This is a genomic window from Photorhabdus akhurstii, from assembly GCF_018448925.1.
Lineage (GTDB): Bacteria > Pseudomonadota > Gammaproteobacteria > Enterobacterales > Enterobacteriaceae > Photorhabdus > Photorhabdus akhurstii.
In genome coordinates this window covers 18141-30350 of sequence record NZ_RCWE01000011.1, presented here as the reverse complement: position 1 = coordinate 30350, position 12210 = coordinate 18141, and the positions used below count along the sequence as shown (strand labels likewise).

Below are 12210 nucleotides of genomic sequence, written 5' to 3'. Positions count from 1 at the left end.
GAAAATTCCCGATATATCGATCGGAGAATGAGCGCCAATAAGACGTGCCAACACTGCGCACACCACTCGGATGACAACCCGCTTCCCACCGAAGGAGTTAATGTCTCATGCCTGTCAGGTCGGTCTTCTGGCTTAGCGTCACCCTTCCCCGCAACCTTCCCAGTCTTTCCGACCAGTGGCATCAGCGGAGTTGTCAGCATCACAGCAGCGGGGGCTGCGGAGGATTTCCACCTCCTTCCCAACCACACCATTAAGGTGTGGTATTAACCCAACGGCGGTCTATACCCGTCATCTTTCAAGTTACCTCTTTGTTGGCTGCACTCACTTACCCCGGTCACATAGTTCTCTATGCTCCCGGGGATTCGCTCCCTTGCCGCCGCGACGCATCTTGAAATCCATAGGGTTTGTTTATTTTTAACGTGGTCTACTTTTCAAGTTATTAAATCATTAGATAACTAATGATATATATTCACTTTTACCATAATAACCTTATTAAATTCGTTGAATTAAAATGTAGATTAAATATATTTTTCCATACCAATAAAGCCGGTGATTTTATTATTTTCGGCGATAAACTTATGCGCTTTATAATAAAAACCACCATCAATCTGGTGATAAAGATGGTAACAACACCGCAATAGATTAATCATTGATCATAATCAACTATCTATTCATATCACATAAGCTTATGATGTTTCTTATCGTAAAATCACTGCTTACATCATATATATAACCACAAATCACAATGAGAACTACCTATGTTATTAGATACCTCCATACCTCGCATTCTTGGCGCCTGTTTTTATTACTCACCGAAATCAGAACAAGTGCGCCCGCTAATTCCATTACTTGCCGATATTAATAAATTATTTCCCTGGTTAAATAACTGTAAAATAGAAAACCTGACGAAAAAGATCGCGACCTTCTCAGCCGAATCTCTACAATATGACTACTCTATCCTGTTCGAAGGACAAGGTGTTATGCCGGCCCCACCTTGGGGATCGGTTTATCTGGACAGAGAAAACGCGTTATCAGGTGAAAGCACTCTAGCTTACCGGGAATTTCTGGCAAAACAGAATATCGTCCTGTCCAGTGAACAACGGGAACCCGAAGATCAATTCGGTCTGATGCTGCTGGCCTTAGTTTATATCTTAGAACAAGGACATAAACCTGCCGTACGCACACTACTGGAACAACATTTACTGCCGTGGGCCTACCGTTATCTGGAATTAGTTCAGACAACTACACTGGAAAATGATTTTTATTCCATCTTAGCAACTATTACTATTGACTATTTAAAAACATTGCAAACTGAATTGAAACTTATTCCAGCAAGACCAAAATTATTTTTCTAACACTTTTATTATTCCACAACAAACGCTCCGGGTGATAAATTTAGTAACAACGAATAAATAGAAATTCTCCCGGAGTTTAACTCTCATTGAATCAATTCATCCTTTATAACAACGAATTTATACCAGAAAAATCTTTATCGTCAGTTCTCGTTCCATTGAACGTTATAGCTCTATCGCAGTATATAAAACTATTTGGCTGATTTTTATGTTATTTATTATTGGCTATGGATAACTGGCATCCAATAGAATGATTTTATGCGCTAAAAAAACTGTCTATTAATTCATAAATTAATAAACATTAAATACTCATATAGAGGATTTATTAAAGTTCTAAAAACACTTAGCGATAATTCTTTCTTCATTGAATGTCTGTTTCCATTACATGGAAAGATTAAAAATGTAAACAACATGAGGTAAAAACATGAGAAAAACCTTTTTAGCTACACTTATTACAGGGATTATGTCAACAAGCTGTTACGTACAAGCACTTCCTGAAAATAACAGCGAGAATATTGCTAATCTACAAGACAATACCCGCAATGAAGCTCCATTATTAAAATCTACCGATCCGGGCGCTGAGAGATTTAAGCATGTGGGAAAACTGAGCGGTCGTGGACTGTGTACCGCGACGCTTATTGCCGGTTCAGAAACCCCTGATGCCAATCAACAAGCCCTTATTCTCTCCGCAGGCCATTGTTTTGACTCTTCATTAGATACCAATGAAGTAATAATTGATCAACCTGTAGGCCCTGGTTGGACATACACACCAAATTACTTTATTGACTTAATCAATAAACACCAACCTGTTAGTGTTGACAGAGTTTTATACGCAACAATGAAAGGCGGCGACCTTGCAGTTTTCAGACTTAAAGCAACTTATGGTGAGTTAGCAAATCGCGGAATACTGCCGGTGACTTTACAAAAAGATTATGAACCATCGGTAAATCAGCCGATTGAACTTGCCCACATTCCAGCCAATGGCATAGCGGGTGATAAACGCTATCTACGCTATTCGGCTTGCTCCATTACTGGAAAAACCCCTCTTGTGTATGAAGGTATATGGGCTTGGTCTCCAGCCGTTTCTGTTGATTGCGCCGGTGTTTCGGGAGGAACTTCTGGTTCACCGGTTATATTGAAAGATAAACCCCAGATAATTGGCGTATTAAATACCACCGTCGATCAAAATTACACGGGTTGCGGTGTTAATCGACCTTGTGAGTTGGTTAAGGATAAAGGTTTTTCACGTGAAGGTGACAGTTATTACATTCCTGTTGATAAAATTGCACGTGCATTTACCCCTGATGGAAAACTGGATTTAAGTAAATTTGATGATGGAAAAGGGATCACTATTAACGCCGGCGGCCCGCTGATTACCAAGAGCACAGTTAATAACAAACCTGCCACCTGGAATTTACATCTTGAGGAACAGGGTTTTGATAATATTCGCTATAAAGGAGGACTTGCGAGTAATACTGATTGTTCAGATCCTAAAGGATACAGCAAACCTATTCCAGTCACGACACAACCGCTGGATAAACTTACCGTTCCTTCCAAAGAAGGAGTTTACGCAATGTGTGTCATTGGACAACATTCTGCAAATAAAAACTGGCAGAGTACGTCTAACGCATCAATAAAATTACGTGAAATTGATAACACGCCTCCGGCAATAAAACCAACAACAAGATTAGTTTTTGAAACAGAGGATAGTTGGATTGTTGATCCTATTTTCAACCCCTATGAAATTGTTGACTTACGTATAAAGTCAGGACCATTAAAATCCACAAAATGCGACGATGACACAGGTTACTCTATTTATAGAAGAATCCCTATTTCTCTTAAAAAGAAAGATTCCCCAGTACGCTTTTGTGTATATGGCTTAGATCAAGCGGGTAACAGAAGCCCAATATTTTTTAATGATTTCAAAGTTAAAAAATAAATCTTTAAAACTGGCCAGCATTTGCTGGCCTTTTTTATTCTCACTTATAAATATAAAATCAATTAAAACTTCTCGATTTCTCTCAAGTCCAATGTGATAAACATCACCTCTAATCATATTAAAAAAACAAACATATAGGTGATACTTTTTTTATAATTTATGAAATTATTTTAAAGTTAGACAAAACCTGTTTGTTATTATTTACATAATAAACCACATTCGTAAAAGATATATTCACAAATATTTCATTAGGTTATATCCTTATATACATCAGGATTTTAATTTAAAAAAACAATTCAATATATAAAAATATGAATTATACTTATAATTATCGTTACGATATCAATAACGTCTAACAACACTTGCTTAAGTGCAAATAAAATAACGTTTAATGTGATGGAATGTTGAATAATTTCATCATAAGGAGTTTATTAATATGATCACTTTGAAAACTTTAATTGGTACAGCTATTGTGATTCTAACTTCGTCAACACAATTAGCTTTAGCTGCTGAGACAAAAGAGAACATTACCGATAAGGAGGCAACATTAGCAGTTTCAGAAGGTAAAATTTCCAATCTATCAGCTACATATGCACTACAAATTAAAAACTCATCCGCGACAAAGAGTATTACCCTTGTTACGCAATCATCCAATTGCATGTACGATAGTGGGGACGAAAAAATACGTTTAGAAGCAGGCCAAACCTATCTGGGAAATCTAAAGGATAATAATAATTGGGTAGATGGATGTACAAATGAAACTAAAACTGTAGATTGGAGTGTCAGTTATATTAATGTTGCCAATACAGACACAGAAAATTGTACACTAACATTTCGGCATGGTCGTGGTCATGCAAATTCAGATGGATCTGGCCCAGAATGGTATACATTGATTAAAGGGTGTCCTGATATAGTTGAAAATGCCATCTGCGGAGGACAGATTTGTTATAATAGTCAAGCTTTTTGGGTAAGAAACCGAAGTGTGAATATAGAGTTCTCCGTTAAATAAATTTGGATGTGTTAGTTGAAATTTAATCTAAAAATTGAGAGTTGCCTGTTTTGATGTAGTTACCAAATCCTATACAAAATTTCAGGTAACTCTCCAATTCATTTAGCTATAACAAATCTCCAGAATTAGAATATGCAAAGCAGCAAAAGACGGTGACTGATACAGTTCATAATTAATCCGTTTCCATCATGACTGGGGAAGACATGTGTTTTGCCAATATGTGTGATCTATTTTGACCATTTTTAGGTTGTTTTATAAACAAAGGCAGATTGTAATTAAACCAATCACAGTATTGTTCCCCATAATCGTCATTCTGGTCATTTATTAATACATGGATATAGCCAGTTTTTACCCTTTCTATCCCCATTTAATGCCCTAGCATACGGCTTCGACACGATTTGTTGTCAACTTATGGTTTCTGTAAAACCTTGGTTTGATGGAAACAGTGGAGTTGGCAAAAAGTGCCGTGCCGAGTAGTCGGAAAATTAACGGCAAGGCGTTGACTGGGGATGTCAGTTTGAATGCCGGGGATGTGGGGGCTCAACCTGTGGGCAATTATGCCGTTCATGGGGAAATCTATACCAAATCAGAATCAGATGACAGATACCAACCCCTCGGAAACTATCAGCCAGCTGGAAATTATACAGTCAGGGGAGAAAGTTACACGAAAGGGGAATCAGACGGCAGATATGGTGTAAAAAATACTGCAAATCTATCTGCAAATGGCTGGTGGAAATGCGGGAATACAGGGTTAATCTATCAGTGGGGAATATCGGTAACGGGTGGTGTAGTTAAATTTCCTATTCCATTTAAAAATAAGTGTTTTTCTGTTATGACGAATATTTATTATGACCGTCCAGTTAAGGGTGGTGATAATCAATGGCCCGTTTTCAATCTATTTACTGATAGCTTCCAAACACAGTATAAATCAGCTGGCTGGTTCTTTACGTGGTTTGCTGTTGGGGAATAATCTACAAAAAGGATTAAATAAGATATGTATTATTACAGTCCAAAGCGGGATAATTTTTATCCAGCAGAGTTTAAGCAAGATTATATTGATGCCGGGAGTTTTCCTGATGATGTTATAGAAGTCAGTAATGATATTTATCAAGAATATGCTGCTAATAATGCGCCAGAAGGAAAATACCGTATAGCAGGCAAAAATGGTTTACCGGAATGGGCGGATATCCCTCCACCCACAAAAGAAGAATTGCAGCAACAGGCTAAACTTCAAAAGCAGCAATTAATAGCCGAAGCAACAAACCAAATCGCACCATTACAAGATGCTATGGATCTAAATATGGCAAACGATGAGGAAAAAGCACAGTTAGTAGCTTGGAAAAAATACCAAATATCACTGAGCCGTATTGATGTTACATCAGCACCAGACATTAACTGGCCTAAAAAGCCATAGTTATATGTATTTTGATATCGGGCTGCATAAGCAGCCCTTATTGTTGTCATTCTGGGATAATCCTTTAAGTCATTCATTCTGAGGGGAATTATTTAATCGGGCTTCTAAAACTACGTCTCCTTTAATCGCTCAGTAAATAGGTAAAAATTTTTCTTAGTACCAAACGAAAACTGATTGATGATTCAGTTAGTTAGATATGACTATTGAGTTCCGGATAATTGGATAGTGCAGCTCCAAATAACCTATAAAAACAATTTATAACATATTATAATTATGTTAACCTAAATACTAAAAATGATACTGTTTAAAAATTAGGAAATAGGTTAGTAATGGAAAAGATTATCGTTAACGGTGTTTCTAACCAAAAATTCATAAACGACTATGCTTATGATTTTGAACAGATGGTTAATCAAAGAATCAATCCTAATTCCATCCCAGATAGATTATATCGTAAAGGTAAAGCTTGCTGGGTTTTTCAGACTTTAATTAATCTCAAATATTACTACGGCGATTATCTTGATATTACACTAACCAATCAAGTCCGGGCTGATGCAGTTAATCTATTACACTACGATGATTTTAGCTTTAGAGTTAAGCCGTGGGCAGGATGCACTGTTGTCTGTCAAGCTGATCGCCCACCTGTTTATGGGGCTGATTATGTCGTTGTACAAAATCCACTACAAACAGAACCCGGAAAGATATTTTTACCACACTGGCCACAACCAAACTTAAAATGCAGATCCAAAGATAGTAATGAAATAAAAACCATTGGTTTTTTTGGACACGTTGATGCTTTACCTGATTTTTTTGCAGGAAAAAATCTTATAAGCGATTTAAGTAAAAGAGGTATAACACTTAGAATATCAACAAATGATTGGACTAATTATAGTGATATCGATATAGCTATAAGTTTTAGGAAAGAGCATGATTCTGATCTTATGAGAAAACCGGCTAGCAAACTTATCAATGCATGGAATGCTGGTTGTCCTTTAATTTGTGATGATGAACCTTCTATGAGAGCTATACGGATAAGTGAATTAGATTATTTAATTGCTAAAACGCCAGGGCAATTCATAGAAGCAGTGGATCAATTACGAAAACAACCAGATTTATATACGTCAATGGTATTTAATGGGAAAAAAAGATTTGAACAATATGATCGCGAATCCACAGCAAAAAAGTGGTTTTCTTTAATAGAAAAAATCCACAATACAAATGACACTCGAAGAGTAAAAACACTTTCCCGTTTCATTGCGTTTGTTCTTTATAAAGCAAAGGTTCACTAAATCTTATCAGTTTCGTATTAGTTTCCTCCTTGTTTTAAAATGACAAAGAGGAAATTAAACCATCAATTAACTCACGCAGAACGATACCAACCCATTAACATCACATAGGCGTTAGCTACATTTATCGCTGAACTATTACCAGTGTTTCCTGTTGCCCCACTTACTAAATGGTTATGGGCACCAATCGCTACAATGTGGTTATGATTGCCTGCTGAGTTAGTATCTGGATTTTCGAAAGTATAACTTCCTCCTGAGGTTGTAGATACTTTTGGACGTATATCTCCGGGCCTTCCCATACCATTTACAGTATGGTAATGGTTTCCTGTTGTGTTTGTTGTTTTTGTCCCATAATCAAATGAGCTAGTTGTTGCACTAAATGAATGGTTATGCACAGGTAACTGTGCTGCTGAGAGAGTAATACTATCAGAGCCTCCAGAACTCAGTACGTTTGAGCCACTCATACTGGCTAGACGAATTGTTTTATTTTCACCAATATATTTCCACGTAGTGCCAGGAAATAGCGCATTTGGGTTTTTATTTTGTGCAAACCAAACCACAATTCCAACAGGATAAATGGTGTTGATATTAGCTGCACTTTTCGCCAAACTCACCGTTTCCATCAAACCAAGGTTTTTTATAAACTCACTTTTATTAGGGATATCTGCGCCATTTTGGTTTTTTGCCAATCTGCTGTTGGCATTATCTGTAGCCTTGTTCGCTTCATCATGAGCATTTTTAGCTGCCACATTTGCCGTATTTGCAAAATCGTATGCCTCCTTAATTGCCTTTGGCGTCGCAGCTAGGGTTTCGCTTGCGCTATTTGTCGCACTACTTAGCTGTACAATCCCCTTCTGAGTCAATGAGGCATCAGAAACGCCACTTAATTTGCTTTCAGCGATTTTTCTAACGTCATGAACCGCTTTTGGAGTCGCCGCTTGATCTTCTCTGTCAGAATTTGTCGCGCTGTTGAGTTGCGATATACCTTTCTGCGTCAGTGAAGCATCAGGAATTTCCGTGGTAATTTTATGTTTTAATGCTAAATCTAACTGCGTTACGAGTTTCTCCAAGTCACCATCATCCATAACGTCTTCACCAGTTTTTTCCGCAATATATTTCCCAATTACCGCGGCAATAACCGATGATTGGCGCCAAACTTTATTTAAGCGCTCACTCCTTGCTATTCCTGATTTAAAACCCTCCTCAATAAAATCTGAGCTTTCATATTCTTCTTGTGACAAAGTATTCGCGTTTTCACCAATGGCAAACGCTTTAAAATCATTTTTAGCCACTTCTAACCCTCCACTATATGGTAATTAACCGTTATCCCCATAGGTTTAAGCGAGAGATAACCCTGATGGATGATTTCTTTCGTTATCGTACTGATTGATTTACCTTTAATAGTCACAGTAAATGACATATCCAAGTTATCTTCGAAAGATACCGATAGGCCATTATTTGAATGAATAAAACTCAGGATGTTATTAAGTGACCCAGCCGTTCCATCCCAGTTATTTGCGCCTATTTTGGCTTTGATGACGATCCGATAATTATCATCATCCAGTTTGATATAACTTTTATCACTGTCAAACCGCCCTTTCCATTGACCACTATCAAACCCCAAGTCAGCAATGTCAAAGGAGAAGTAATAGGATTCAATTGGGGTTTGGATCATGCGATTTCTTCCTACCCATTCTCCAATAATATCAAGCTGTTTGCCCACCGCTTTATCAAGGTCAAAACTGCTAATTAGTAAATCTGTGGTCAGCGCATTCTGGTTGAAAATATCAGTCACAGCTTCAAGCGTCCTGACATATTTTTTACCTTCCATGTGATATGCAGGAATCAATTTCATATATTTGTTCATTCGAGCACCGTTACTATTTTAATATTTTCAGGTGAACACGTCGGCGCTTGATTAAATGCGATGTCAATGTTCGCCGTTCCGGTTGTCGATGCTGATTTTCCCACTGTCACAGATAATACTTCATATGTCTGTCCACCGTTTTTATTGCATAAGTTTGCCGGTACAAATAAACGAGTAACATATATTCCATCACCGATATAAAGGGATTTTATATAGTTAGATATTTCGTTACGAATATTATTGCCAATATCTGATGTATATCCGATAAAGGGTTTAATGTGTATTTCAACGTAAATTGGCACCAGTGTAGGACGATAGAAGTTAATCGTTTTTTTATTGCCATAATCATCGGTAATCGTTTCAGAGGTGGTGCCAAATGTCGGTATACCCGGCGTTTTCTTTATCAGGATGGTCCGGGCAATCTCTTTCGAGTCTCCACCATCAATGACAAGTGCAATGCTATGAGCAGGTATGCCGTTCTCATCCGTTTTGTCCGAGTCGTTGTCATATCCCCGGTAACGTGAAACCCCATGCAGATTGGCAATTGCCCCCACCAGTCCATCCATAATGGTTCTCGAAGGCAGCGCAACGGAAACCGCTTGCCGTATTCTCAGCTCTATATCGGTTTCAATTCCCCGACCAAGTGTAGCAGCAACCGGGTTCGTCACGGTTTGCCAGCCCAATGTCGGCGTAGCAATTTGGTTAACCGTGTGAGGCAATGCGCCAATCGCGCCCGATTTTTGACAAACCGCCGTCACAATTGCCTGCCCGTGTGTGTCTATAATCACTTCATCCGGTAGCGACCAAGTGTTTCCCGCATCATCCCGGACGGAAGCGTTGCGGATAACCGTACCCGCTCGACCTGTAACCAAAACATCTACCGTTGAGTTACTAGAGCTTTTTCTGGTGATGCCGTTGATTTTGACATTACGGGAAAGCCCTTCTCCCACCGCGGTTGTCGGGCTAAATGAGTTATAGGAGGCAATGGTTGCGTTATTACAACCGTGAATAACGTATGCTATCAACGATAAAAAAACACCGTCTTTACTGTCAGATTCAATGTAAATATCGTCCCCATAAATATCCCTGAATATCGTCTTCCAGCTATTCAAGATGGTTTGATAATCAGGAGCATTGATCCCATTTTTATCAATAGCAGGTAACATGGTGTTGATAATACTTTCATACATCAGCAGTTACTCCTGTCTGGCCATAAATCGTGTCAATCGTGACTGTAATGGTGATTTTTCTTGTTTCAGGGTTTCTTGCACTGCGGTATTGGGTAATGCGCTCTACACCCGGCGTTTGCAGTATTCGCTGTCTAATAATCAGGTCATAAAAACCCGATGTGCCTTTACCCAATACGCTGTCGTAATCTGTCCCCTCTCGGTTATCAAGAAACCATTCTCCACTACGCAACATCAGGCGAGTTTTCACCGCTTGTGCGACCGCTTCCGGTGAATTGATAAGAAAACCCGCCTCTCCACGACCAAATACATAGTCGTTGTCAATTTCTCTTCGATATCTCATTGAGGTTTCCCCGTCTTGCCGCCACCTGATTGCACACCACTATGTACATGGTTTTTAAGGCTAATCCCTGCCGCTGTCACATCATTACTCACCGTGACTGGGCCTTGCATGGTTGCGGAGCCACCACCAGCGCCCATGCCCTGTGATAAGTTGCCGTTAATGGTGACGTTGCCATTTAGGATGATTTCAGGTGAAGTGATTTCAGTACCGCCGGCTGTAGCGATAAGTTTTGCCGGTGTGATAACCGTGATGTTATGACTATTGGGATCGAGTTCGATATACGCAGCACCATCATCACTTCTTAGCTGTGCAGTATTAGTGCTGATATTCGATATTTTTTGTTGCTGAGATTGTGGACCAACAATCGCAAATCCATCGGATAGGTTATGTTGCCTGGGGTCCACCGGCTCTTGTACTCCGCCAGATTGCCACCAATAATCGATGCAACGATCAGCAAATACGACTAAGCATTCATCACCAGCTCTTATCGGGAAGGTTAACGTTACGCCACCTCCCCTTGGGAATATAACCGGCACATCCACTAATAGCGGCAAGGATACCGATTCCAGCTCCCCATCTTTTTGCCTGATTTTCCATCTGATGGCCGGTTGCGCGGTAACTGTTACCGTATCAGCATCAAATGATTGAATAATGCAAGGCAAAGAGACATACAATCCGGCGCTAATCATTTCTTGCATAGCAAAAAAGACCGCTTCGGGTCTATTGAGTCGTTCGTCAGTGTTTATCATTCGCTCTCTGCCTTATCCTTCTTGTGAGTTGATTGATTCAGCAAAGTATGATCACTCTTGGCGATACACATTATTGTCATGTACCACTCTGTTTCGCGGGTATCGCCGGAGTACTCCACATTGAAGGCAATGTAATCACCGTCAGCGTCCAACATTGCCGGTTGTGTTTTTGCATCCTTATGATCGCCAGACTGAGCAGCTTGTTTAGTCGCCGGATCAACCGGTTTGATTGAGCGATTATCCAGTCGGATTAATGCACCCGGGCGGATATTCGGATTAATTAAGCATTTAACGTTAATACCTGAGCCAATAGTTTGTTCAGGCATACCAATAAGACCTGTTTTTGATGTAAGGACAATGGCTTCAGTTAAGTATTTATTTTTGGGTACAATATGTAATTGGTTATCTTCATAGCGCCAATTAGCGTCACATTGTTTTGCCAGATTAGAAACTTCATTGCGGTGCATGCCAAAAAGCACTTTTCCCCTGGGTGATGCTGATTTACTGAATTCAGGACGTAGACCTGCCGTAATGCCATATTTGGCAATATCACGCATTAGCAAATGATCTAAATCTGCTTGCGAATACCCAGCCGCAATGGTGGTATTCACGGTCGCGTAATTATGTGCTTCATCCCCGTCCGCTGCATGAATCACAACACAAGTATCCGTTGCGTTGTCTCTTTTTACATACGTGTACTGAATTTGGCCTGAGAATATTTGTCCTGAGTTCTCCTTGTAACCCGCCACAAATTTAATCTTTTTAAATTCATTTTTACGTAATTTATTACTAGTTTCGTTATTGAGGTTATATATAGTAAAAATACCGGTAGCAGGATTGGAAGATTCCGTTCTGCTAATATTAAATGTGATTTTCAGGTCTGATAAATTTACTTTTTCGCCATCTTTGTCTACAACGATAAGGTGGCATTCTCTTATCCATTGTTTTGACATAATTCACCTAATTATATAGAAATAGAAAAACCGCAATTAAGCGGCGTATGTAATAAATCATGTGAAACTAAAAATTTCTGGCTTATAAACGACAAAGGGCACTATTACTAATGC

12 protein-coding genes and 1 riboswitch are annotated in these 12210 nt (G+C 39.1%); of the genes, 6 read left to right on the top strand and 6 right to left on the bottom strand.

Going from position 1 to position 12210, the window contains the following annotated elements; translation table 11 throughout:
- Positions 1–100 precede the first annotated feature (100 nt).
- Positions 101–287: riboswitch (cobalamin riboswitch) on the bottom strand.
- A 471-nt stretch (positions 288–758) separates the two neighbouring features.
- From dmsD to EAE93_RS13410, 6 genes are all read left to right on the top strand, one after another.
- Entirely contained in the window at positions 759–1355 is a 597-nt protein-coding gene (gene dmsD / locus EAE93_RS13435; RefSeq protein WP_214039869.1) for a Tat proofreading chaperone DmsD, read from the top strand.
- Between the two features lie 421 nt (positions 1356–1776).
- The gene (locus tag EAE93_RS13430; RefSeq protein WP_214039868.1) at positions 1777–3291 is read left to right on the top strand and encodes a trypsin-like serine peptidase; all 1515 of its coding nucleotides are present in this window, start codon (positions 1777–1779) and stop codon (positions 3289–3291) included.
- A 436-nt stretch (positions 3292–3727) separates the two neighbouring features.
- Positions 3728–4300 carry a hypothetical protein gene (locus EAE93_RS13425; RefSeq protein WP_214039867.1) on the top strand — a complete coding sequence of 191 codons (573 nt, stop codon included), beginning with the start codon at positions 3728–3730 and terminating at the stop codon, positions 4298–4300.
- 445 nt (positions 4301–4745) lie between these two features.
- Positions 4746–5270 (top strand): gp53-like domain-containing protein, encoded by a 525-nt coding sequence (locus EAE93_RS13420; protein WP_214039866.1) that lies wholly within the window; start codon positions 4746–4748, stop codon positions 5268–5270.
- A gap of 24 nt (positions 5271–5294) precedes the next feature.
- On the top strand, positions 5295–5714 hold the full coding sequence (locus EAE93_RS13415) for a tail fiber assembly protein (RefSeq protein WP_105397047.1): 420 nt from the start codon (positions 5295–5297) through the stop codon (positions 5712–5714).
- 329 nt (positions 5715–6043) lie between these two features.
- On the top strand, positions 6044–7000 hold the full coding sequence (locus EAE93_RS13410; protein ID WP_105396870.1) for a glycosyltransferase: 957 nt from the start codon (positions 6044–6046) through the stop codon (positions 6998–7000).
- Between the two features lie 71 nt (positions 7001–7071).
- Here EAE93_RS13410 and EAE93_RS13405 read toward each other — a convergent pair whose 3' ends face one another.
- From EAE93_RS13405 to EAE93_RS13380, 6 genes are read right to left on the bottom strand one after another with little or no spacing between them, the layout of a single operon-like run.
- Positions 7072–8289 carry a phage tail protein gene (locus tag EAE93_RS13405; protein ID WP_332008988.1) on the bottom strand — a complete coding sequence of 406 codons (1218 nt, stop codon included), beginning with the start codon at positions 8287–8289 and terminating at the stop codon, positions 7072–7074.
- Positions 8290–8291: 2 nt separating this feature from the next.
- Positions 8292–8864: a DUF2612 domain-containing protein gene (locus EAE93_RS13400; RefSeq protein WP_214039865.1), complete on the bottom strand. Its 573-nt coding sequence runs from the start codon at positions 8862–8864 to the stop codon at positions 8292–8294.
- A complete protein-coding gene (locus tag EAE93_RS13395; RefSeq protein WP_214039864.1) occupies positions 8861–10054 on the bottom strand; it encodes a baseplate J/gp47 family protein in 1194 nt (397 codons plus the stop codon). Before EAE93_RS13395 ends, EAE93_RS13400 begins: the two co-directional genes overlap by 4 nt.
- Complete coding sequence (locus EAE93_RS13390; protein WP_036780989.1) at positions 10047–10394, bottom strand: hypothetical protein; 348 nt, start codon at positions 10392–10394, stop codon at positions 10047–10049. The genes EAE93_RS13395 and EAE93_RS13390 overlap by 8 nt, the downstream gene beginning before the upstream one ends.
- On the bottom strand, positions 10391–11143 hold the full coding sequence (locus tag EAE93_RS13385; protein WP_214039863.1) for a phage baseplate assembly protein V: 753 nt from the start codon (positions 11141–11143) through the stop codon (positions 10391–10393). The genes EAE93_RS13390 and EAE93_RS13385 overlap by 4 nt, the downstream gene beginning before the upstream one ends.
- Positions 11140–12096: a phage protein gene (locus tag EAE93_RS13380; RefSeq protein ID WP_214039862.1), complete on the bottom strand. Its 957-nt coding sequence runs from the start codon at positions 12094–12096 to the stop codon at positions 11140–11142. Before EAE93_RS13380 ends, EAE93_RS13385 begins: the two co-directional genes overlap by 4 nt.
- Positions 12097–12210: the final 114 nt, after the last annotated feature.